The sequence below is a fragment of the Kitasatospora sp. HUAS MG31 genome (assembly GCF_040571325.1).
Classification (GTDB): Bacteria; Actinomycetota; Actinomycetes; order Streptomycetales; family Streptomycetaceae; genus Kitasatospora; species Kitasatospora camelliae.
Genome location: NZ_CP159872.1, coordinates 4,349,328 through 4,370,775, shown reverse-complemented (window position 1 = coordinate 4,370,775; position 21,448 = coordinate 4,349,328). Strand labels below are relative to the sequence as shown.

Here is a 21,448-nt window from a genome sequence, read left to right as displayed (position 1 = left end):
CGACGGGGGCACGGTCCGGCATTCCGGAGCAGTCTACGGGGTGGTCACTCGACCGGTTCCGAGGCGTTCCAGAGGTCGTTGAAGCGGCGCATCCGGCGGGCGACCCGGTCCGGACGGAGGACCAGCCGGGTGCTGGCGATGACCGGCTGGGCGGCCTGTTCCACCGGCAGGCCCGGGGTGACCTCGTAGCTGATCGCCTGGTCGAAGACGATGAAGTCGAACATCGGGTCCAGCCGGACCGGGGCGGGCAGGTCCGCGGTGGTGACCACCCGGACCGACACGTTCAGCGCGGCCTGCTGACGGCCCACCCGGTGCACCTCGGCCAGCTCCTCGGCGGTCGGGCTGTCCAGGATGAAGACCCGGCGGACCTTCACCCCGCGGTCGATCGCCTCGCGCTGCGCGGCCAGGTAGCGCAGGCCCAGCTCGGAGGTCCAGAAGCCGACGTCCACGGCGGTGCTGGTGGCGTCGATGGTGGCGTTGGCGCTGCCGGCCAGGGTGAGCAGCCAGTCGCGGTCCTCGCCGTCGTACGCGGCCTCGCCGGTGCGCAGTTCGCGCATCAGGACGGCGAGCCGGCGGATCTCCTTCTGGGCGAAGCCGTGCACGATCTCCGGCCGGTCGGGGCCGATCTCCAGGGCGCTGCGGACCAGTTCGGTCACCTCGCCGGTGTCCAGCCGGGAGGACTCGACCCGGCCGAACAGCTCGGTGGCCTCGTTGATCCGGGCGAAGCCGCCGCCGACCAGGGTCTGCATCTCGGTGGTGTGCTCCTCGAGGGCGTGCTCGACGCCGGTGAGCCGGCGCTCGAAGCCGATCAGGAAGCCGACCATCAGAACCGTGCCGCCGACCAGGGTGCCGACGATCAGACTGGTGCTGTTGGACTGCTTGGTGAGCTGGGTGAGGCCGTAACTGACCCCACCCGACACGACACTGGTCAGGATCCTCTTCATGACCGGGCTCAGACGGCGCGGCTGGTCCATGGCTCTCCCCCGTGCGTAGGTGTGACGGTACCGATCAATCCCCGTGGTGGCGGCGCGGGTTCAGGCCGACGGCCTGGAGCGCCAGGTGGTCGCGGATGCGCTGGACGGCGGCCGACCACTGGCGGGTGAACCCCGGGCGGGCCTCCAGTCCGGCCCAGAGCGGGGCGAGCGCGTGCTCGACCCGGGCCCCGGGCATCCACAGGTGCAGCAGGTGGTTCACGGCCGGCGTCAGCCGCAGCACGGCGTCGGCGCCGGGCCGGGAACCGAGTCCGCTCCGCTCGATCAGCCTGCCCAGGGTGGTGAGCAGCCAGTCGTGCAGGGCGAGGTCCTCGCAGAAGGCGGTGACGGCCGCCGGGTCGATCCGGTCGAGGACCAGGCGCAGGGTGCGGTGGTCCTCGTCCTCGATGGTGAACCGGCCGCCCGGGCCGTCGGCGGTCAGGTCGGTACGGACGGCGGTCCAGCGCAGGAAGGTGCGCCGGGACCGGAAGGGCGCCCGGCGGTCCAGGGCGCGCCGGCCCTGGATGTCGGTCAGCAGGCGGTCGGCGAGCGCGCCGAGGTCCAGGGCGGGGCCGGGCGGGGCGGTGAGGAAGCCCTCGGCGAGGTCGTCGGCGCCGGCCCGGCCGGTGAGCTCCACGGTGCCCGGGTGGGCCAGGTAGTGGCTCCAGGCGAGCCGGCCCTCGCCGGTGGCGGCGGTGATCCGGGCGCGGACGGAGGCCTGCAGCACCCGCCCCTCGGTGAGCACGGCCCGGGAGACGGCGGTGCCGACCCCGCGGACGGACCGGTGCGAGCCGGTGGGCAGGGCGCAGTCCACGCCGGTGAGCAGGTCGGGCGAGACGGCCCGCAGGTTGGGGCGTTCGGAGGTGCGGACCGGCTCGCCGTGGCGCAGGGCGAGCAGGTCGGCGGCGGCGCCGTGCTCCAGCTCCACCGAGTGCTGGAGCAGGCCGCTGCGCACCTCGCCGTACAGCAGGGACGGGCCCTCCCCGGGCTGGTCGGGCTTCACGGCTGTCCGTGGAAGACGTAGCCGACCCGGGCGGTCAGGTCGTCGGGCAGCGGCAGCCCCTCGCCCGCGGCCCGCTCGGCGAGCTGGCGCAGCACCGGCTCCTCGGGCGCCCACTGGTCCAGCACCACCTTGACCGCGTGCTCGATCGGCAGGAAGCGGGATGCGAGCACCGAGACCGTCCGGTACGCGGCGAACGGGTCGGCGTCCGGGTTGAGCCGGACCAGCGGCGGCAGGGCGTCCCAGGAGGTGGGGAAGGCGGCGGGTCGGGGGACGGGCGGCAGCACCTCGCGGCCGCCGTCGCGGAGCAGCCCGAGCCGCAGCAGCTGCCAGACGGCGGCCAGGAACGGGCAGGACCAGGTGCGGCGGCCGCCCTGCTCGTCCCAGAGTTCGACGTCCAGGAAGACCGAGTGCCGGCGGGCCTCGTTCTCCCGCGGCGGGCGCCAGCCGGCGGCCGCGCTCATCGCCTCTCCGAGGCCGTCGGACGGGGAGCGCTCGCCGTTGCTGAGCCAGCCGGTCTCGGTGGCGGGCGGGCGGGAGCCGTTGCTGCCGGGCGGCGGGGACTGCACCAGGCGGCCCTCCACCAGCCGCGCCGGGTGGCGGCCGTCAGCCTCGGCGCAGGCCGACTCGCGGGCCAGGTAGTCGATCACCAGGCCGCACTCGGCGGCCTGGGCCAGCAGTTCGGGCACCACCTCGGCGGGGGTGGAGAACCGGGTGAAGTAGTCGTCTATCAGGAAGCAGGTGCTGATCCTGGGCCGGCGGCCGGCCGGGGCGGTGCAGGCCGCGCGGGCGGCGTCCGCCCAGGGCTTCACCCGCTCGAACTGCTCGCGCAGCCGGGCCGGGCCGGCCGCGAAGTCGTCCATGTAGAGGTGGCCGAGTTCGAGGGACAGGTGGGAGAGCGGTACGGCGGCCGTTCTCGGGTCCGAGGAAACCTCCCGGAACGTGGTGTCCAACTGGCTCACTCCTCGTGCTCGGCTCGCCGGCCCGGGCCGCGGGGGCGCGGCGGACGGCTTCACGGTGCGGGATCGAACGGACGGGCGGCGTACGGACGGGCACCGGGCTGGCCCGGGGGGCGGGTCAGAGCGGGGTGTCCCAGGCGCGGTCGTCGGTGAGCGCGGCGGCCAGCCCGATGAAGGCGCTGCGGGTCTCCGGGTTGGCCACCTTGCTGGCCAGCACGTCGTCGTCGGTGATCAGCTGCTCCTGCCACTGCAGCACCGGGTCCAGCGGGACGGCGCCGAGCAGCCGGGTCTGGCCGAGCCGGTGCTCGGCGGCGAGCCGGGTGAGCTCCTCGTCGCAGGCCTGCAGCCAGGCCGCCTGGGCCGGCCGGAGGTTGGTGAACATCGGCGAGGCGGGGTCGGGGACGGCGGCCCGGACGAACCGGACGGACTCCCGCAGGGCCTCCTCGTCGTGACCGCGGGCGGCGCCGGCCGCCATGATCCCGCGGTCCCCGTAGACCAGGCCGGAGGCGGCGATGATGTGCTGCCGCGTCCAGCGGTGGAAGACCAGCCAGCGGCAGACCACCCCGGCGAGCTCGGGCCGGGAGGTGGCCTCCAGCACCATCTCGGCGGCGTAGCTGCGGCCGGCGCTGAGGTCGACCAGGATGACGTCGAACTCCTCCTCCAGCCGCAGGAACAGCTCGGCGCAGCGGCGGACGGCGTCGCCGCCGGTGACGAACTCGCCGCCACCCCGGTCGCCCGGGACGAGGACCAGCCGTCCGGTGCCGGCCGGCCGGCTGCGCAGGCCGGTGCTGTCCGACTCGGCCCAGACGTTGATCCGCTTCGGCTCGGCCACGTGGCCCCGCAGGTACGAGTGCAGGCCGGCCTGGTCGACCCCGCGCAGCGCGGTGGGCACGTCGAACACCGCGGCGCTGGTGGGCGAGCCGAAGTCGAAGTCCAGGTAGCAGACGTCGTCACCGCTCAGCGAGCGGCGGTAGGCGATGTTGGCGCTGGTGACGGAGCGGCCCGTGCCGCCCTTGTCGGAGGTGGCGAAGATCAGCACCGGTCAGCCCCTCCACGCGGCGGCCCGTCGGGCGGTGACCAGTTCGTCCAGGGTGGCCAGCACCTGGAGGGCCAGGGCGCAGGCGGTGCCGGGGCGGTCGCGGACGATCCGGCGGGCCCGCTGGAGCTGGACCTCGGCCTGCTGCAGGGTGCTGCGGACCGAGGAGAAGCCGCCGGAGCTGAGCTGCATCAGTTCCATGTCCAGCAGGTGGTCGGCCTCGCTCAGCAGGTCGGTGGCGACCTCGATCAGCCGGACGCTGCGGATCGGGGTCTGCCCGACCACGCCGGAGGCGGCGACCAGGCACTCCACCACGCGCTCGGTGAGGTTCCAGGAGAGGGTGCTCGGCCGCTCGCCGATCTCCGGGTAGACGCCGGTGATGTCGTCCCAGAGCTTCTCGCCGGTGCCGGTGCCGATCCGGCGGGCCCACAGGTGGTCCATGATCTTCTCGGACAGCCGGACCAGCCGGTCGTGCGAGCCGATGTTCCGGGACAGGCCGCTGAGCTGGAGGCTGCGCTTGAGCAGCTGGGCCGAGAAGTCCGAGACCGACCAGCGCAGCAGCGGCCCGATCCGCTCGCTGCCGAGCAGGGTCAGCTCCACGCCGGGGACGTGCAGCCGCAGCGCGCCGTCGTTGACCGCCATCCGGCGGGTGGTCCGGGAGCGCAGCGCCAGCTCCTCCATGACGGCGACGGTCCGGGTCAGGTCGTCGTCGGTGGCCTTCCGGCGGACCAGGTCCTGCACCAGGATGGAGGCGACCAGCAGCGAGAAGTACGCGGACTCCTGCTGGTCGGTGGTCCGCCAGGGGATGTCCTCCAGGGGCCAGGCCTCGTCGTCGAACCGGGCGATCGCCGACCAGTACTGCTGGGTGAGCTCCCAGCGCAGCCGCAGCGCCTGGGCGAGCCGCTGCTGCTCCTCGTTGAGCAGCCCGAGGGTGAGGGTGCGCTCGGAGAACAGGTCGGCGATGCCGTCCAGGGCGACCACGGTGAAGTAGAGGTACGGGGCGGGCTGGGCCAGGCCCTCGGGCTGGACGCCGATCGGCTCGCTGGTGTCGATCGGCGGGGCGTCCTCCACGACGCCCCAGGACCAGCCGCACTCGAAGAGCAGGTTCTCGTTCTCCAGGTCGCCGGTGCCGGCGAGGCCGATGGTGAAGTAGTCGCGGATGGTGGCCCGCAGCGGGCGCAGCCGGCGCTGCAGCTGCTGGACGATGAGGCGGTCGGGGGCGCCGGTCTGGTTGACCATCGAGCAGAGGGTGCGGCCCTGGTCGGAGTCGGCCTCGAAGACGCTCACCGTGAAGCAGCGCAGCAGCGCCGCCATGGCGGCGGAGAGCCGGACGTTGGTGGCCTCCTCCAGCTTGGTCGCCATCTCGCGGAGGTCGGCCCGCCGGATGTTGCGGGTGAAGATCTTCAGGAAGCCCAGGGTGGCCAGGGAGAGGGTGATGGACAGCGAGTAGGCGTCCACCACGCCCAGCTTGTACTGCGCGTGGGTGGGCTGGGCGCCGGGCTCCACGGCGGTGAGGTAGCGGCCGGCGGGGAAGGTCGCGCCGCCCTCGTCGCTGTGCCGGGCCATGAAGTCGGTGAGGGCGTGCACCAGCTTGCGCGGGATCTCCACGCTGTCGCCGAGGCCGCGCAGGTGGGACAGCACGTCCTCGGCGGTCTCGTCCGGGACGTCGAGCCGCAGCGAGGGCAGCTCGGTGGCGGGGTACAGGATGCAGAGCAGCTGCTCGGCGTCGCTGACGCTGCTCGGGTCCCCCTCCGCGCCGAACTCCCAGGCCTTGTCGCTGAAGCTGGCCCGCCCGATGGCCTGCCAGATCTCCAGCAGCTGCTGGCGTGGCTGGATCCGCACCCCTCACCCCTGTTCTGCCGTCGTCCCCCGTGGAACCGGCGCCGGTCGGACCGGGCCGGGCCGTGCTCAGCCGGTGCCGTCGGACCTCCGTCCGAGCGCGAGCAGCATGCCGGTGTACCCGTCGCGCAGCAGCAGCTCGGCGGGGATGTCGATCCGCTCCACCTTCATCCCCTCCGCGGCGAAGGGCTCCAGGCTGTGCGTGACGTGCTCGGCCTCGATCCGGCAGGCCGGGAAGCGCAGGTCGCCGACCTCGTACCCGAGCGAGTTCTCCATGAACGCGGCCGCGAACGGCGCACCGGGCGCCAGCGAGCCGGCGAAGGCCGAGACCGCGTCCTGGAACTCGCCGTACTCGGTGGACAGCGACTCGGCGACGAAGAACATGGTGCCGATGCCGTACCCCGAACCGGGCAGCCCGCCGAACAGGTCGCCCTGCCGGACGTCGGCGACCCGGCTGAAGGCGGCCCGCGGGTCGGGGAACAGGTCGTACGGCTCGTTGACGGTCAGCACGTCCCAGAACGGCTGCCAGTTGGCACCGAACCCCTCCGCCTTGGCCCGGCCCAGCCACTCGACGTTGCCGGCCGAGCGCTCGAAGAGGGTGATCGTCTCGCACCAGGGCAGCATCGCGAGCGCGGGGTAGAGGTTCGTCCCGGCACCGACGTCGATGCCGTGCAGCTGCTTGGCGGGGAACTCGGCGAAGTGCGCGCTGAAGTGGGCGCCGACCCGGGCCAGGATCTGCCGGTCGTCGGAGCGGAGCGTGCGGTAGTTGTGTTCGAAGTACGCCAGGGAGTCGAAGGAGTCCCAGGGGGCCTCGCTGTTCCGCTCGGTTCTGACGCTGTCGGCTTCGGTGCTGACGGGCACGAGATCCCCTTATGTGACGCACCATCGGGTCACACGGAATTCTAACAGCCTGTCAACTCTCCACCATGTCTGGCGTGTTCAGATAATGAGCAAAAATGCCTAGGATGGAGTACGGATACGTCCGAAGCCGTTCCCCGCCGAAGCCGCGGCCAGGCCGCCGCCGCCCGGCGCCGAGCCGACGGAAGGTGCAGACGTGAACCAGGGCTCCACCCGAAGGAGCGAACCGGAAGGCGTCCGGACCGCCGCCGAGGCGGACCTCGACCAGCTCAGCCGGATCGACAACGAGATCTTCCCGCACGACGCCTACCCGTACTTCGTGCTCCGCCAGCTCTTCGACGTGCACAGCGACGGCTTCCTGGTGCTCGACAGTGCCACCGGGCTGCTCGGCTACACGCTGCTGGCCACCAAGCCGGACGTGAAGACCAGCTGGGTGCTCGGCCTCGGCGTGGTGCCGGGCTCGCGCGGGCTCGGGCACGGGCGGCGGCTGATGACCGAGGGTCTGGTCCGGCTGGCGGCCGAGGGGGTGGGCGAGGTCCGGCTCAGCGTGGAGCCCACCAACGTCATCGCGCTCAACCTCTACCACTCGCTCGGCTTCGGCGTGGTGGAGGAGCGCCCCGGCTTCTTCGGCGCGGGGAACGACCGGCTGATCATGGGCCTGCCGCTGGCCGACCGGCGCTGACCCCGCGCCGGTCGGTCCCGTCGGTCGGTCCCGTCCGTCGAGCCGTGATCAGTCCGCGGTCAGGCCTTGAAGCCGCGGTGCAGGGCGACGATGCCACCGGTGAGGTTGCGCCACGCCACCTTCGACCAGCCGGCCTGCTGCAGCTTGGCGGCCAGCGCCGGCTGGTCCGGCCACGCCTTGATGGACTCGGCCAGGTACACGTACGCGTCCGGGTTGCTGCTCACGGCGGTCGCCACCGGCGGCAGGGCGCGCATCAGGTACTCGGTGTAGACCGTCCGGAACGGCGTCCAGGTCGGGGTGGAGAACTCGCAGATCACCAGCTTGCCGCCGGGCTTGGTGACCCGGAGCATCTCGCGCAGCGCGGTGTCGGTGTCCTGCACGTTCCGCAGGGCGAAGGAGATCGTCACCGCGTCGAAGCTCTCGTCCGCGAACGGCAGCTTCGTCGCGTCGCCGGCCGTCAGGGCCAGCTCCGGGTGGCGGCGCTTGCCCTCGGCCAGCATGCCGATCGAGAAGTCGCACGGGACGACGTCGGCGCCGGCCAGCGCGAAGGGCAGCGACGAGGTGCCGGTCCCGGCCCCGAGGTCGAGCACCCGCTGGCCCGCCGAGGCGCCCACCGCGTCGGCCACCGCCCGGCGCCACAGCCGGGCCTGGCCCAGGGAGAGCACGTCGTTGGTGCGGTCGTAGTTGGCCGCGACGTCGTCGAACATCGAGGCGACTTCCTGCGGCTGCTTGTCCAGAGAGGCTCGGGTCACGCCCCCATTCTTCACCGTCACCCCCGCCCACCCGTACCCGGGGCGGAACAAACCCCGACAATCGCCCGAGCGGGCGCGGACACCGGCGGCGACCGGCGCACCACCCGGGGCGCCGAGCGGCTACCGCAGCGCCCGCCGACCGCCCTTGCGCCGCCTGCGGCTGCGCTTCCCGTGGGTGAGCGCGGGCATCCCCTCCGCCGCGAAGGCGACGGTCGCGGTCCGGAACCGTCCGCCGCCGGGCGTCCCCGGGTGGGCCCGCCGGAACCGCCAGATCCGCCCCACGCACAGCAGGCAGCACAGCAGCGCGGTCGGCACGCTCGTCTGCGCCAGCCCGATCCCCACCGGCTGCGGGTACCGCTTCCCGCAGACCCGGACCGCCTCCGGGTCGCCCGCCGCGTACTCCAGGCAGATCGGGTCGCCGACCCGGGCCTCCTCCGGGAGCCAGAGGTCGGCGGCGACGTACCGGTGGCCCTCGGCCTGGTACACGATCTGGCTGTAGGTGCCGCTGCCGCCGGGGAGCTGGGTGACCGTCCCCTCGGCGCGGATCGGGTCGGCCGCGATGCGGTCCGCCTGGTCGGCCTGGCGCCAGCCGAGCAGGCACATGCCGACCGCGAGGACGGCGCTGAGCACCGCGCCGATGTACCAGCCCCGGCCGAGTCGCGGACGCGCGGGCGAACCCTGTCCGTGCGGTCGGTCGACTGTCCCCGGTCCCATGCTTCCTGTCCTGGCTGGTGTCTCACCGTCACCTGATCGGCTGTCCGGGATCGTAGCCGCTGGCGGGCCCTCAGGTCACGGCGAGCGATCACCGGCCGGTATGACCATCGCCACGGCCGGGTCGGGATTCAGCCGCCGGACCTGCGGGAACGCACGCCCCGTCAGCGCCGCCGGTAGAGCAGCCGGCCGGCCAGGACGGTGGCCAGGCAGCAGCCCGCGCCGCGGAGTTGGAGCTCCTCGACCGAGTCGGCGGCGAAGACCGCGAAGTCGGCGGGCCCGCCCACGGCGAGCGGGCGGTGGACCAGGTCGGCCACGGTCCCGCCGGTCAGCGGGTCCAGGCCGCCGGACCGCCCGTCGCCGGGCAGCGCGGCCAGTCCGGACCGGGTCACGGCCGTCCGGACGGCGGGCAGCCGGAACGGTCCGGCGACCGCGGTGGTCCCGTACCCGAGCATCCGCTGGAGGCCGCGCCGGGCGCTGCCGCCGCGGGCCTCCTCGCCGACCTCCACGAGCAGCGGCTCGGCACCGAGCTCCTCGCGCGGGTCGGGGTGGTAGGCGGTCTCCAGCAGCCAGCCGCCGGCGGGGTTGCGCAGCCCGGGCAGCAGCAGGCCGCCCCAGTCGCGGACCCGGGCCGCGGCACCGGCTCCGGCGGCGAGGTCGGCGAAGGGCCCGAGGGCGGCGACGGCGGAGCCGTCCACCAGCACCGCCCCGTCGGTGATCGACGGGGCGGCGGGGTCGGCCGGATCGGCCACCAGGAGGGCGGCCCGGTGGAGGGTCAGCATCAGCTGGTGGAGAGGATCGTCAGCTCCGGGTGCGCGGTGCCGCCCTCCAGGGCGGTGGAGGCGATGTGCGAGGCGACCCGCGGGTCCACCGGGTCGTTCGCCGGGTCGTCCAGCACACGCAGGTGCTCGTAGGTGGTGGAGCGCTGGGCGGGGACGCGGCCGGCCGCGCGGATCAGGTGGATCAGCTCGGTCAGGTTGGAGCGGTGCTTGGCGCCGGCCATCGACACCACGTTCTCCTCCAGCATCACCGAGCCGAGGTCGTCGGCGCCGTAGTGCAGGGAGAGCTGGCCGGCCTCCTTGCCGGTGGTCAGCCAGGAGCCCTGGATGTGGGCCACGTTGTCGAGGAACAGCCGGGCGATCGAGATCATCCGCAGGTACTCGAAGACCGTGGCCTGGGTCGAGCCCTTCAGGTGGTTGTTCTGCGGCTGGTAGGTGTACGGGATGAAGGCGCGGAAGCCGCCGGTGCGGTCCTGCACCTCGCGGATCATCCGCAGGTGCTCGATCCGCTCGGCGTTGGTCTCGCCGGTGCCCATCAGCATGGTGGAGGTGGACTCCACGCCCAGGTTGTGGGCGGCCTCCATGATCTCCAGCCAGCGCTCGCCGGACTCCTTCAGCGGGGCGATCGCCTTGCGCGGGCGGGCCGGCAGCAGCTCGGCGCCGGCGCCGGCGAAGGAGTCCAGGCCGGCCGCGTGGATCCGGGTGATGGCCTCCTCGATGGAGACGCCCGAGATCTTCGCCATGTGCTCGACCTCGGAGGCGCCCAGCGAGTGGATCACCAGCTGCGGGAAGTCGGCCTTGATGGCGGAGAAGGCCCGCTCGTAGTACTCCACGCCGTAGTCGGGGTGGTGGCCGCCCTGGAACATCACCTGGGTGCCGCCCAGCTCGACCGTCTCGGCGCAGCGGCGGAGGATCTCCTCCAGGTCGCGGGACCAGCCCTTGTCGCTCTTCGGCGGGACGTAGAAGGCGCAGAACTTGCAGGCCGTCACGCAGACGTTGGTGTAGTTGATGTTCCGCTCGATGATGTACGTCGCGATGTGCTCGGTACCGGCGTAGCGGCGGCGGCGCACGGTGTCGGCGGCCGAGCCGAGGGCGTGCAGCGGCGCGGAGCGGTAGAGCTCCAGCGCCTCCTCGGGGGTGATCCGGCCGCCGGCGGCCGCGCGGTCCAGGACGGCCTGCAGGTCAGTGGCGGAAAGGGTCTGCTCGGACACCTGGCGGGCCTTCTTTCTCCAACGTCGGGTCGCCTCGGCCTGGGCGGCGGGGGCGCCGGCCGACATGACCGAACCAGCCTACGCCAGCCGTTCCGGGCGGCCCCGACCCCCTGCTCACCGTCAGACCGCGTCGCCCGCACCGGCGCCGGCCCGTACCGCGGCCGGTACTCCGGCCGTGCCCGGTCCGGGCCGGGCCGTGCGCCGACCGGGCCCGGACGGGGTGCGGACCGGCCGCCGGGGCCGTTACGACGCGACGGCCGCCGAGGGCTCCAGCAGGCGGACCGGGACGTCCGGGGCGTACCCGGAGTCGTGGGCCGTCCGACGGGCGAACTCGGCGATGCCGGCCAACTGGCGGTCACCGAGCGAGAAGTCCAGCGCCGCGCTGAAGTACCGCTCCAGGACGCCCGCGTCGAACGCCTCCCAGCGGGCGGCCTGCTCGGCCACCTTGCCGGCCTCGGTCAGCGAGAGGTCGCGGGACTCCAGGAAGGCCCGGTGGACGGCGGCGGTGGTCTCCGGGTTGAGCTCGGCGTACTCGCGGCGGGCGGCCCAGACCGCGAAGACGAAGGGCAGGCCGGTCCACTCCTTCCACATCTCGCCGAGGTCGTGCACGGCCAGTCCCTGCCGGGGGGCGTCCTCCAGCGAGGCGCGCAGGGCCGGGTCGCCGATCAGGACGGCGGCGTCCGCCTCGGCCAGCATGGCGTCCAGGTCCGGCGGGCAGGAGAAGTACTCGGGCCGGACGCCCTCGCGCTCCTCCAGCAGCAGCCGGGCCAGCCGGACCGAGGTCCGGCTGGTGGAGCCGAGCGCGACCCGGCGGCCGTCCAGCTCGGCCAGCGGCCGCTTGCTGACGATGACGCAGGACATCACCGGGCCGTCGCTGCCGACGGCGATGTCCGGGAGCACCACCAGCTGGTCGGCGTTCCGGAGGTACTCCACGCAGGTGATCGGGCCGATGTCGAGCAGGCCGTTGACCAGCTGGTCGCTGAGCTTCTCCGGGGTGTCCTTGGTGAGGTCGAGATCGAGCAGGTTCCCCGTCCTCGCCAGCCCCCAGTACAGGGGAAGGCAGTTCAGGAACTGAATATGTCCGACCCGTGGCCTGATCGCCGCCATCGGGCTGCCCGCGTCCCGTCCGGTCACCGCATGCTCCCTGCTAGCTGTTCGTACTCAGCACGCAGGCTACGCCCGGGTCGCCCGGGGGCCTGCAACCGGCCTCCGACACACCGCTGTGACCGACCGGTGACCTCTGGTCGGGGCCGTCGCAGCGTGCTACCGTTCCACTCAGTTGCAGTTTGATTTCCCTTGCAGTACTTGGAGCCTGCGGAGCATGTAACCGCAGGCTTTTTGTAATTTTTCAGCAGTAACAGCATCAATTGAGCATTGATTGAGCGCTGTGCGAAAAACTCCGGAACTCTCCGGAGGCGGGGCGATCAGCGCAGCGGACCGGATGGCCACACGGTGTGGCCTCCAACACGTCCCTCGCAAGGAGAACGGCATGGCTCAGGGAACCGTCAAGTGGTTCAACGCTGAGAAGGGCTTCGGCTTCATCGCCCAGGAGGGCGGCGGCCCGGACGTCTTCGTCCACTACTCCGCCATCAACGCGACCGGTTTCCGCTCGCTGGAGGAGAACCAGTCTGTCAGCTTCGACGTGACCCAGGGTCCGAAGGGCCCGCAGGCGGAGAACGTCACCCCGATCTGACACTCCTCTGATCATCAATTCGTGATCATCTGATCGCTCGACGAGCAGTCCCAAGGGGGCCCGTCCCGTCCGGAACACCGGACGCGGCGGGCCCCCTGCCCGTGTCCCCCGGACGGCACGGGCATGATCGGCCCTATGCACCGACTCCGATCCGCCCTGGGCAACGTCGACCGCGCACTGCACCGGATCGGGATCGACGGCTACCTCCTGCTGCTGCTCGCCACGGTGGGCCTGGCCACCCTGCTGCCCGCCCGCGGCGCCGCCGCCGGTGTGGTCGACAGGGCCGTCAGCGTCGCGGTCGGCCTGCTGTTCTTCCTGTACGGCGCCCGGCTCTCCCCGCAGGAGGCGCTGGCCGGCGCCCGGAACTGGCGGCTGCACCTGCTGATCCTCGGCTGCACCTTCGTGCTCTTCCCGCTGCTCGGGGAGGCGGCCCGGGTCCTGCCGGACAGCGTGCTCCCGCCGCCGCTCTACACCGGCGTCCTGTTCCTCACCCTGCTGTCCTCGACGGTGCAGTCCTCGATCGCCTTCACCTCGATGGCCCGCGGCAACGTGGCCGCCGCGATCTGCGCCGCCACCTTCTCCAGCCTGGCCGGCATCGTGCTGACCCCGCTGCTGGCCGCCTGGCTGCTGGCCGGGGCGAGCGGGGCGGCGGTCAGCGGGGAGCAGGTGCTGGACATCGTGCTGCAGCTGCTGGTGCCGTTCGCCGCCGGGCAGCTGCTGCGGCGCTGGGTCGGGCCGTGGATCCGGCGGCACCGGGTGGTGACCATGGCGGTCGACCGGGGCTCGATCCTGCTGATCGTCTACACCGCGTTCAGCGAGGGCGTCCGGGAAGGGATCTGGGGCGAGGTGACCGCCGGTCAGCTCGCCTGGCTGGTGGCGGTGTGCGCCGCCCTGCTCGCCCTCGTCCTGGCCTTCACCCACACCGTCTCCGGCCGCCTGGGCTTCGACCGGGCCGACCGGGTGACCATCCAGTTCTGCGGCTCCAAGAAGAGCCTGGCGAACGGACTGCCGCTGGCCACCATCCTGTTCCCCGCGGCGGAGGTGGGGATCACCGTCCTGCCGCTGATGCTGTTCCACCTGATCCAGCTGGTGGTCTGCACCGTCCTCGCCCAACGCTGGGGCCGCCGGGCCGAATCCACCTGAGCACCCGGCAGGGCCCGGGGCGCCGCACCCGGAAGACCCGAGGGGGCGCGGGGAACGGTGCGCAGCGGCGGGCCTCCTCGGCCTGCCCGCCCGCCCCGTCCCCGCGCCCCTCGGGAGGGAGCGTCAGGCCGCCGGAGTGGCCACCGCCTCACGGTCCAGCAGGTCGCCGGTCGGGCTGTCGTACGCGGCCCGGTCCAGCGTGCCCTCGCGGGCCGAGACCAGGATCGGTACGACCGCCTGGCCGGCCACGTTGGTCGCGGTGCGGACCATGTCGAGGATCGGGTCGATGGCCAGCAGCAGGCCGACGCCCTCCAGCGGGAGGCCGAGGGTGGAGAGGGTCAGGGTCAGCATCACGATGGCGCCGGTGAGTCCGGCCGTGGCGGCGGAACCGATGACCGAGACGAAGGCGATCAGCAGGTAGTCGCCCACGCCGAGGTCGATCCCGTACACCTGGGCGACGAAGATCGCGGCCAGCGAGGGGTAGATCGCCGCGCAGCCGTCCATCTTGGTGGTGGCGCCGAGCGGGACGGAGAAGGAGGCGTACTCGCCCGGCACGCCGAGGCGCTCGGTGACGCGGCGGGTGACCGGCAGGGTGCCGACCGAGGAGCGGGAGACGAAGGCCAGCTGGATGGCGGGCCAGGCGCCCTTGAAGAAGTTCAGCGGGTTGAGGCCGCCGGCCAGCCGGAGCAGCGCCGGGTACACCACGAACAGCACCAGCGCGCAGCCGAGGTACACGTCGGCGGTGAGGGTGGCGAAGGGCTCGAGCAGGTCCCAGCCGTAGACGGCGACGGACTTGCCGATCAGGCCGAGGGTGCCGAGCGGGGCGAGCCGGATGACCCACCAGAGCGCGGTCTGGGTGAGTTCCAGGACGGACTCGCTCAGCCGGAGCGCGGGGGCGGCCTTCTCGCCGGTCTTGAGGATCGCGGCGCCGGCCACCACGGCCAGGAAGACGATCTGGAGGACGTTCACCTTCAGGAAGGCGTCGGCGATGTTGGTCGGGATGATCCCGGTCAGGAAGTCGATCCAGCTGCCGCCCTTCTCCGGGGCCTTGAGGCCCTCGGTGGACAGCCCGGCGCCCTGGCCCGGGTCGGTGAGCAGGCCGAGGACCAGGCCGATCGCCACGGCCATCAGCGAGGTGGCCAGGAACCAGAGGAGGGTGCGGACGGCGAGCCGGGCGGCGTTGGTCACGTTCCGCAGGTTGGCCACGCTGACCACCAGGGCGGTGAAGACCAGCGGTGGCACCGCCAGCTTCAGCAGCTGGACGAAGGTCTTGCCGATGGTGTCGAGCGTGGTGGTGAGCCAGGCGACGTCCTGGACGCGGGCCAGGTAGCCGAGCAGCAGGCCGAGGACCAGGCCGCCGACGATCTGGGCCCAGAACGGGGTGCGGCGCACCCGGCTCAGGAAGGAGGGGTCGGCGGATGCGGGCGCGTCGGGGGACGCCGCCGCGGGCGTGGGCGCGGTGGGCATGGGGGTACGGCTCCGGGGAGTGGGGTGTGGCGGACGGACGGCGACGGGGCGGCGGCACGCGGACGCCGGTCCGGCAACCGAGGTGCCGGAGCGTCAGGGCGTCAGGAGGGGCGTGCCGCCCCGGTACAGCCGAGCGCGCGACAGCGGCGGGGGCCGTCCAGGGCGCCGAGCAGGCGCACGCGGCGGGCGGCGGGCCGAGGGCCCGTCCCGTGCAGGTGTGCGGCGCCGGGGGTGGTCATGGGCGTCAGACTAGCAACGAATCTTATGGATGTTCAAAGCAGTGGTTTGAGATGGGGTACCGATCCGGCCATCGACGAGCTTTGACCGGCGGACGGTTATACGTATAACTTGGCAGGACGATCCCACCGTCCATCCCCCCTGCCCCGGGAGACCCGTCCATGGGCTACCTCGCCCTGCTCCGCGCCCCCCACGTCACTCGGTTGCTCCTGGGCACCCTGCTCGGCCGGCTCCCCGCCGGCATGACGGCCCTGGTCATCGCCCTCGCCCTGCGCGAGGCCGGTGCGCCCTACGGCCGGATCGGCCTGGCCACCGCCGCGTACGCGATCGCCGCCGCGGTCGGCGGGCCGGTGCTCGGCCGGATCGTCGACCTCACCGGGCAGCCCCGGGTGCTGGTCAGCTCCGCCGTGGTCGCCGGCGGCGGCTACGCGCTGCTGGCGCTGGCTCCGGGCTCGCCGGTCGCCGCCCCGGTCGGCGCCGCCCTCGCCGGACTGGCCATGCCCCCGCTCGAACCCTGCCTGCGCGCCCTGTGGCCCTCCGTGGTCGAGGAGGAGCAGCTGGACACCGCGTACGCCTTCGACTCCGCCTCCCAGCAGGTGCTGTACGTCGCCGGGCCGCTCGCCGTCGCCGGGATCGCGGCCGCCTTCGGTCCGTCCACAGCCCTGTGGACAGCCGCCGCGCTCGGCCTGCTCGGCGCCCTGGTCGTCGCCACCACCGGACCCGCCCGCGTCTGGCGACCCGCCCCGCGGGAGGCCTCCGCCGGACTCCTCGGACCGCTCCGCTCCCCCGGCCTGGTCCTCCTGCTGCTCGGCCTGGCCGGCGCCGGCTGGGCGGTCGGCTCGCAGAACGTCCTGTTCATCGCGTACGCCGAGCAGCACCCCGGCGCCCTCCCCGGCGGCGCCGGGACCCTGCTCGCGCTGGCGGCGCTCGCCGGACTGCTCGGTGCGCTGGCGTACGGGGCGCTGCCCTGGCGCGCCGACACGGCCACCCGCACCTGGGTGCTCGCGCTCGGCATGGCGGTCAGCTACCTGCCGCTGCTGTGGCTGCCCGGGCCGGCGGCGATGGCCGGGCTGGCGTTCGTCTCCGGCGTGGGGCTGGCGCCGCTGCTGGCGGCGGCGTTCGTGCTGGTCGCGGAGCTGGCGCCGCGGGGCACGGTGACGGAGGCGTTCGCCTGGCTGGTGACGCTGTTCGCGACCGGGAACGCGGCGGGGTACGCGGTGTCCGGCTCGCTGGCGGAGAGCTCGCTGGGGGCGGTGGCGCTGTGCGCGGCGGGGGGCATCGGGGTCGGCGGCCTGCTCCTGTTCGGCGCCCGCGGACGCCTCCGGCCGGCTGCCGCCGTCGCACCGCCGGAGCGGGTGCCGGTCGGCGCCTGAACGGCGAACGGCGACGCGCCCCGGTCCGGTGGACCGGGGCGCGTCGTGGCGTTCGGCGCGTCGGTGTCAGCGGCCCGCGGTCGCGGGCGCGCTGGCGGCCGGGCCGGGGGTGGCGGTGCCGGTCGTGGCGGTGTCGGTCGCGGTGGTCGACGGGGTCGACGGGGTGGACGGGGTCGACGGCGGGGTCCAGCCCGGCATGGCGACCCACATCTTCGGGCGGGCCTCGATGGTGTCCGCGTCGTGGCCGCCGGAGGTCGCCCCCAGGGTGAACACCCACTGCGAGGTCGACATGTCGTGGGCGTCCATGGTGTAGCCGAAGCGGAACGCGAACCGGGCGGCCTCCCCCGGCGCGAGGAGCTGCCGCAGCGCGGAGGTGTCCACCTTCACCGAACGGCTCGCCTCGTCGTCCAGGGTGGTCAGCGTCCGCCACTGGCCGCCGATCTTCACCTCGGCGGTCACCCGGACCGCCCGCAGCCGGTAGCTGCTGCCGGGGAAGACCGACTCGTCGTGCACCAGCACCACGGGCTCGGCGACCGGCATCGGGGTGTCGGTGCCGTTGCGGACCTCCAGCTCCATCTCGGTCAGCGTCCGCCCGGCCGTGAACTCGGTCGGCCCGGACACCAGGGCGACCGTCGGACGGTGGCGGTCCACCACGGCGGCTGGCGCGGACTCCCGGCCCGCGGCGGGCGCGGGCGCCTTCACCTGCGGCGCCTGCGGAGCGGCGGCCGGACGGCCCGGGGCCGGCGCGGACACCGGCGCCGCCGCGGCCTCGGTGACGGACGTGGACGCGGAGGCGGCGGCCGACGCGCCCTCGGTGACGGCCGGGATGTCCGCGGCGGCGAAGGCGGAGGGCGCGGACGGGGTGCCGGGCGCGGCGACCGCCGCGGCCGCCGGCGGCACGGCCGCAGCGGTGGCCGCCATCCCGGCCGGGCCGGCGCACACCACGGCCCCGACCGCGGCCACGGCCGCCAGCGGGACGGCCAGCGCCAGGCGACGCCGGCGGCGGCCCGCGTCCGAGGACCCGGCGGTGGTGATGTTCTTCACGAAACGGCTGATAACGGGCGTGCCCATGACGCAACCCCCCAGGGAGACGAACAGAACGGAGTGGATCGAGAGCCTCCGGCGTCTACGCCGCTTTCCGTGCTCTCACTCTGATGGACGTCCATCCCCCGGCGGGGTTGCAGGTCGTTCCGAAGATTTTTTCCGGCGCCCCGGCGGAGCTCCGCCGGACCCCCGCGGCCGGGCACGCCCTCGCTAGGTGGAGGCCCGGGGCACGAACCTGGTCGGCAGCGGGGGGACCGGGGTCGCCGGGGTGCCCCGGAGGAGGGCGGCGAGGGCGGTGACGCCGGTGCGGCCGAGGGCCTCGCCGGGGAGGTCGACGGTGGTGAGGGGCGGGGCGAGGAGTTCGGCGACCGGGATGTTGTCCATGCCGACCACGGAGACGTCGTCGGGGATCCGGAGGCCGAGTTCGGCGGCGGCGCGGTAGAGGCCGGAGGCGACCACGTCGTCGTCGCAGATGACGGCGCGGGGGCGGTCGGCCCGGTCGAGGAGTTCGCGGGCGGCGGTGTGCCCGGCCTGGCTGCCCTCGTTGAGGGTGACGCCGAGTTCGAGGACCTCCAGGCCCCGGTCGGCCACCGCCGCCTCGAAGGCGGCCTGCCGGACCCGGAAGGTGTACGCGGAGTGGGTGGACCGCAGGTGGCCGATCCGCCGGTGTCCGAGGGCGGCCAGGTGGTCGACGGCGGCCCGCATGCCGCCGGCCACGTCGAGTTCGACCGTGGGGCGGCCCGGGTTGCCGGCCGGGTCGGCGTCGAGGAAGACGGCAGGGGTGTCGGCGGGGAGGTCGCCGAGCTGGCTGTCGTCGGGGCTGCAGATGATCAGGCCGTCGAAGCGGCCGTCCGCGGCGGCGTCGGCGAGGGTGCCGCTGTCCCAGCCGCTGCTGACCACCACGGCCAGGCCGCGCTTTCCGGCCTCCTCGTGGACCCCGGTGAGGACCCGGCCGAAGAACGGGCCGAGCAGGTTGGGGACGGCGAGCAGGATCATGCCGCTGCGGCCGAGCCGCAGCTGCCGGCCGGCGGCCTGGGGGCGGTAGCCGAGGGTGCGGGCGGCCTCGCGGATCCGGTCGCGGGTGGCCTCGGAGACCCGGTGACCGGCGTCGGAACCGGAGAAGACGAGGGAGACGGTGGCCTGGGAGACGCCGGCGAGGCGGGCCACGTCCCGCCCGGTGGGGCGCTTCGCCGTACCGGTCCGGCCGCGCGGCGGACCGGCGGCCGGGCCGTCGGCGGGCTGCGGGGGCTCGGACGCGGCGGGCACGGCGGGCGGGGTCAGGCCTGCGGGGCGGCCGCGGAGGCGCGGGCGGCCTCGTCCGCGGCGTCCTCCTCGGCGTTCTGGGCGGCGATCCGCTCGGCGGTGCGGAAGCGCATCCCGGAGACCTTGTCCGCGATCTGGGCGGACATCGCGTCGCGCTGCCGGCTCAGCACCACGTAGCTGATCGGCGCCGACACCAGGCCGGCGAGCATCACCAGGAAGATCACGCCCGCACCGCCGGCAACCGGGATGATCCCGTAGTGGCCGAGCACCAGCGCGACCAGCAGGCAGCTCAGGAAGATGCTGAGCCGCAGGGCGGTGTAGCGGAGCGTGGCGTGGGACTTGCTGCTCACGGGAGGGCGTCCTTTGCTGGTCGGGTCGGCCGGCGGGCGCTGGTACGACGGGCGGTGCGGCCTTCCAGTGAAGCATGCCTTACCCCGTCCGGCGGAGAGCGCCTCCCGGCGGCGCCGGAGCACCGCCGTGCGCCGGGCCCGCGCGGGCCCCGGGGCCGGACCGGGAGCGCCCCCGTGCGCCGGGCCGGGCGGCGGTTCAGACGGTGAGGTCGAGCCACATGGTGATCTCGTCGCGGTCGTCGCCGGGGGCGACCCGGATGGACCGGGGGACGCGGCCGACCTCGACGTAGCCACCGGCCTTGTAGAAGCGCTCCAGGCCGGTGCCGCCGCGGACGGTGAGCCGGAGGCTGTCGAGTCCCCATCCGCGGGCGATCCGCTCGGCCTCGGCGAGCAGCCGGGCGCCGTAGCCGGTGCCCTGCATCGAGGGGTGGACCATGACCCGCTTGAGCATCCGCCAGTGCTCCTGGAGGTCGAAGCGCTGGGACTCGAAGAACAGCAGGCCGGCCAGCCGCCCGGTGGCGGTCTCCCGGGCGATCAGCAGCCGGTCGGGGCGGCCGGGTCCGACGCCGGCGAACTGCTTCTCGGCGGTGACGCGGACCCGGTCCTCGGTGACCGGCGGGACGAAGCCGACGGCGCCGCCGGCGTTGCTGACCCCGGTCCACAGGGCGACCACCTCGGCGAGCAGTCCGGGGGTGGGGTCGGGGTCCAGGGTGAAGGTGAGCGGCATGATCGCTCAGCCTATGTGGCCGTGACGGCGGCGGTGTCCGCGGTGGGCCGGGGCCGCAGGGCGAGGCAGAACAGGACGGCGAGGGCGCACAGGGCGCCGGCCGCGTACCAGGAGGCGTCGTAGTCGCCGAGCCGGTCGCGGGCCAGGCCGGCGGCGGAGGCGACGGCGGCGGCGCCGATCTGATGGCAGGCCAGGACCCAGCCGAAGACCACGGGGGCGTCGGCGCCGAAGTGGCGGCGGCAGAGCGCGATGGTGGGCGGGACGGTGGCGACCCAGTCCAGGCCGTAGAAGATGACGAAGGCCAGGATCGGCGGCTTGAGCGAGCCGTCGAACAGCTGCGGCAGCAGGAGCAGGGAGAGGCCGCGCAGGCCGTAGTAGGCGATCAGCAGCGCGCGGGAGTCGAAGCGGTCGGTGAACCAGCCGCTGGCCACGGTGCCGACCATGTCGAAGACGCCGATCAGGGCCAGCAGGCTCGCCGCGGTGGCGACCGGCATCCCGTGGTCGTGGGCGGCGGGGATGAAGTGGGTGCCGACCAGGCCGGCGGTGGTGGCGCCGCAGATCGCGAAGGACCCGGCCAGCAGCCAGAAGGCCCGGGTGCGGGCGGCGTCCCGGAGCACGCGGAGCGAGCGGAGCACCGCGCTGCCGTCGGTGGCGGGGGCCGGCGGCTGCTCGGTGGCGCCGTACGGGAGGAGGCCGAGGTCGGCGGGGCGCTCGCGCATCAGCAGGAGGACGGGGACGGCGACGGCGCTGGCGGCGAGCGAGACCACGACCACGGCGGTGCGCCAGCCGTGCTCCTCGACCAGCCAGGCGAGCAGCGGCATGAAGACCAGGTTGCCGGCGGCGCCGGCGGCGGTGAGCACGCCGGTGACCAGGCCCTGGCGGGCGTGGAACCAGCGGCCGGTGACGGTGGTGGCGAAGGCGCCGGCCATCGAGCCGCTGCCGAGGCCGACCAGGACGCCCCAGCAGAGCACCAGCTGCCAGGGCTCGGTCATCAGCACGGTGAGGCCGGCGCCGGTGGCGATGGTGAGCAGGGCGCTGACCACGACCAGCCGGACGCCGAACCGGTCCATCAGGGCGGCGGCGAAGGGGGCGGTGAGCCCGTACAGGGTGAGGTTGACCGAGACGGCGCTGGAGACGGTGGCGTGGGACCAGCCGAACTCCAGGTGGAGGGTGTCCATCATCAGGCTGGGGACGGACCGGAAGCCCGCCGCACCGACCAGGACGAGCAGGGCGACGCCGGCCACCACCCAGGCGTAGTGGAGGCGGGGCCGGCGGGCGGGCGCGGGAGCGGGGGCCCGCTGGACGGTCAGTTCGTTCACCTGCCCGATTCTGCTGACCGGGGTGGCAGGCGGC

Annotated in this window: 21 protein-coding genes; 4 read left to right on the top strand and 17 right to left on the bottom strand. The window is 73.9% G+C overall.

Features of this window, described 5'->3' with window-relative positions:
• Window positions 1-44 precede the first annotated feature (44 nt).
• From ABWK59_RS19850 to ABWK59_RS19825, 6 genes are all read right to left on the bottom strand, one after another.
• Window positions 45-944, bottom strand: a complete 900-nt coding sequence (locus tag ABWK59_RS19850) for a DUF6879 family protein (RefSeq protein WP_354641941.1) — start codon at window positions 942-944, stop codon at window positions 45-47.
• A gap of 64 nt (window positions 945-1,008) precedes the next feature.
• Window positions 1,009-1,974 carry an SCO2521 family protein gene (locus tag ABWK59_RS19845; RefSeq protein ID WP_354641940.1) on the bottom strand — a complete coding sequence of 322 codons (966 nt, stop codon included), beginning with the start codon at window positions 1,972-1,974 and terminating at the stop codon, window positions 1,009-1,011.
• Window positions 1,971-2,924 carry an SCO2522 family protein gene (locus ABWK59_RS19840; RefSeq protein WP_354641939.1) on the bottom strand — a complete coding sequence of 318 codons (954 nt, stop codon included), beginning with the start codon at window positions 2,922-2,924 and terminating at the stop codon, window positions 1,971-1,973. The genes ABWK59_RS19845 and ABWK59_RS19840 overlap by 4 nt, the downstream gene beginning before the upstream one ends.
• Before the next feature lie 124 nt (window positions 2,925-3,048).
• Entirely contained in the window at window positions 3,049-3,969 is a 921-nt protein-coding gene (locus tag ABWK59_RS19835; protein ID WP_354641938.1) for an SCO2523 family variant P-loop protein, read from the bottom strand.
• Between the two features lie 3 nt (window positions 3,970-3,972).
• The gene (locus ABWK59_RS19830) at window positions 3,973-5,808 is read right to left on the bottom strand and encodes an SCO2524 family protein (RefSeq protein WP_354641937.1); all 1,836 of its coding nucleotides are present in this window, start codon (window positions 5,806-5,808) and stop codon (window positions 3,973-3,975) included.
• Window positions 5,809-5,874: 66 nt separating this feature from the next.
• A complete protein-coding gene (locus ABWK59_RS19825; protein ID WP_354641936.1) occupies window positions 5,875-6,666 on the bottom strand; it encodes an SCO2525 family SAM-dependent methyltransferase in 792 nt (263 codons plus the stop codon).
• Window positions 6,667-6,859: 193 nt separating this feature from the next.
• Between ABWK59_RS19825 and ABWK59_RS19820 the strand changes: the two genes are divergently transcribed.
• Window positions 6,860-7,345, top strand: coding sequence for a GNAT family N-acetyltransferase (locus ABWK59_RS19820; RefSeq protein WP_354641935.1), 486 nt, complete (start codon window positions 6,860-6,862; stop codon window positions 7,343-7,345).
• A 59-nt stretch (window positions 7,346-7,404) separates the two neighbouring features.
• Here ABWK59_RS19820 and ABWK59_RS19815 read toward each other — a convergent pair whose 3' ends face one another.
• The 5 genes from ABWK59_RS19815 to ABWK59_RS19795 form a co-directional block, all read right to left on the bottom strand.
• Complete coding sequence (locus ABWK59_RS19815) at window positions 7,405-8,097, bottom strand: demethylmenaquinone methyltransferase (protein WP_354641934.1); 693 nt, start codon at window positions 8,095-8,097, stop codon at window positions 7,405-7,407.
• Between the two features lie 120 nt (window positions 8,098-8,217).
• Complete coding sequence (locus tag ABWK59_RS19810; protein ID WP_354641933.1) at window positions 8,218-8,811, bottom strand: hypothetical protein; 594 nt, start codon at window positions 8,809-8,811, stop codon at window positions 8,218-8,220.
• 161 nt (window positions 8,812-8,972) lie between these two features.
• Entirely contained in the window at window positions 8,973-9,590 is a 618-nt protein-coding gene (locus ABWK59_RS19805) for a hypothetical protein (RefSeq protein ID WP_354641932.1), read from the bottom strand.
• Window positions 9,590-10,798, bottom strand: coding sequence for a cyclic dehypoxanthinyl futalosine synthase (mqnC, locus tag ABWK59_RS19800; protein ID WP_354641931.1), 1,209 nt, complete (start codon window positions 10,796-10,798; stop codon window positions 9,590-9,592). Before mqnC ends, ABWK59_RS19805 begins: the two co-directional genes overlap by 1 nt.
• 243 nt (window positions 10,799-11,041) lie before the next feature.
• Complete coding sequence (locus tag ABWK59_RS19795; protein WP_354645022.1) at window positions 11,042-11,905, bottom strand: menaquinone biosynthetic enzyme MqnA/MqnD family protein; 864 nt, start codon at window positions 11,903-11,905, stop codon at window positions 11,042-11,044.
• A gap of 382 nt (window positions 11,906-12,287) precedes the next feature.
• Between ABWK59_RS19795 and ABWK59_RS19790 the strand changes: the two genes are divergently transcribed.
• Together ABWK59_RS19790 and ABWK59_RS19785 are read left to right on the top strand one after the other, a co-directional pair.
• Window positions 12,288-12,491 carry a cold-shock protein gene (locus tag ABWK59_RS19790; RefSeq protein ID WP_354641930.1) on the top strand — a complete coding sequence of 68 codons (204 nt, stop codon included), beginning with the start codon at window positions 12,288-12,290 and terminating at the stop codon, window positions 12,489-12,491.
• A 135-nt stretch (window positions 12,492-12,626) separates the two neighbouring features.
• Entirely contained in the window at window positions 12,627-13,634 is a 1,008-nt protein-coding gene (locus tag ABWK59_RS19785) for a bile acid:sodium symporter family protein (protein ID WP_354641929.1), read from the top strand.
• A 123-nt stretch (window positions 13,635-13,757) separates the two neighbouring features.
• Here ABWK59_RS19785 and ABWK59_RS19780 read toward each other — a convergent pair whose 3' ends face one another.
• Complete coding sequence (locus ABWK59_RS19780) at window positions 13,758-15,101, bottom strand: dicarboxylate/amino acid:cation symporter (protein ID WP_354641928.1); 1,344 nt, start codon at window positions 15,099-15,101, stop codon at window positions 13,758-13,760.
• Window positions 15,102-15,499: 398 nt separating this feature from the next.
• On the opposite strand from ABWK59_RS19780, the gene ABWK59_RS19775 reads away from it, so the two are divergent.
• Window positions 15,500-16,711 (top strand): MFS transporter, encoded by a 1,212-nt coding sequence (locus ABWK59_RS19775; RefSeq protein WP_354641927.1) that lies wholly within the window; start codon window positions 15,500-15,502, stop codon window positions 16,709-16,711.
• A gap of 66 nt (window positions 16,712-16,777) precedes the next feature.
• Here ABWK59_RS19775 and ABWK59_RS19770 read toward each other — a convergent pair whose 3' ends face one another.
• From ABWK59_RS19770 to ABWK59_RS19750, 5 genes are all read right to left on the bottom strand, one after another.
• Complete coding sequence (locus ABWK59_RS19770; RefSeq protein WP_354641926.1) at window positions 16,778-17,782, bottom strand: hypothetical protein; 1,005 nt, start codon at window positions 17,780-17,782, stop codon at window positions 16,778-16,780.
• 183 nt (window positions 17,783-17,965) lie between these two features.
• Window positions 17,966-19,021: a LacI family DNA-binding transcriptional regulator gene (locus ABWK59_RS19765; protein WP_354641925.1), complete on the bottom strand. Its 1,056-nt coding sequence runs from the start codon at window positions 19,019-19,021 to the stop codon at window positions 17,966-17,968.
• 11 nt (window positions 19,022-19,032) lie between these two features.
• Window positions 19,033-19,368 (bottom strand): DUF4229 domain-containing protein, encoded by a 336-nt coding sequence (locus ABWK59_RS19760; RefSeq protein ID WP_354641924.1) that lies wholly within the window; start codon window positions 19,366-19,368, stop codon window positions 19,033-19,035.
• A gap of 196 nt (window positions 19,369-19,564) precedes the next feature.
• Window positions 19,565-20,095, bottom strand: a complete 531-nt coding sequence (locus ABWK59_RS19755) for a GNAT family N-acetyltransferase (protein ID WP_354641923.1) — start codon at window positions 20,093-20,095, stop codon at window positions 19,565-19,567.
• A gap of 11 nt (window positions 20,096-20,106) precedes the next feature.
• Window positions 20,107-21,423: an MFS transporter gene (locus ABWK59_RS19750; RefSeq protein WP_420492933.1), complete on the bottom strand. Its 1,317-nt coding sequence runs from the start codon at window positions 21,421-21,423 to the stop codon at window positions 20,107-20,109.
• Between the last annotated feature and the right edge of the window lie 25 nt (window positions 21,424-21,448).

Bases quoted from the DNA above. Each gene is read 5' to 3' on its own strand.
- ABWK59_RS19850 (WP_354641941.1), bottom strand. From the start codon at position 944: ATGAAGAGGATCCTGACCAGTGTCGTGTCGGGTGGGGTCAGTTACGGC.
- ABWK59_RS19810 (WP_354641933.1), bottom strand. From the start codon at position 8,811: ATGGGACCGGGGACAGTCGACCGACCGCACGGACAGGGTTCGCCCGCG.
- ABWK59_RS19805 (WP_354641932.1), bottom strand. From the start codon at position 9,590: ATGCTGACCCTCCACCGGGCCGCCCTCCTGGTGGCCGATCCGGCCGAC.
- ABWK59_RS19795 (WP_354645022.1), bottom strand. From the start codon at position 11,905: ATGGCGGCGATCAGGCCACGGGTCGGACATATTCAGTTCCTGAACTGC.
- ABWK59_RS19790 (WP_354641930.1), top strand. From the start codon at position 12,288: ATGGCTCAGGGAACCGTCAAGTGGTTCAACGCTGAGAAGGGCTTCGGC.
- ABWK59_RS19785 (WP_354641929.1), top strand. From the start codon at position 12,627: ATGCACCGACTCCGATCCGCCCTGGGCAACGTCGACCGCGCACTGCAC.
- ABWK59_RS19780 (WP_354641928.1), bottom strand. From the start codon at position 15,101: ATGCCCACCGCGCCCACGCCCGCGGCGGCGTCCCCCGACGCGCCCGCA.
- ABWK59_RS19775 (WP_354641927.1), top strand. From the start codon at position 15,500: ATGGGCTACCTCGCCCTGCTCCGCGCCCCCCACGTCACTCGGTTGCTC.
- ABWK59_RS19770 (WP_354641926.1), bottom strand. From the start codon at position 17,782: ATGGGCACGCCCGTTATCAGCCGTTTCGTGAAGAACATCACCACCGCC.
- ABWK59_RS19755 (WP_354641923.1), bottom strand. From the start codon at position 20,095: ATGCCGCTCACCTTCACCCTGGACCCCGACCCCACCCCCGGACTGCTC.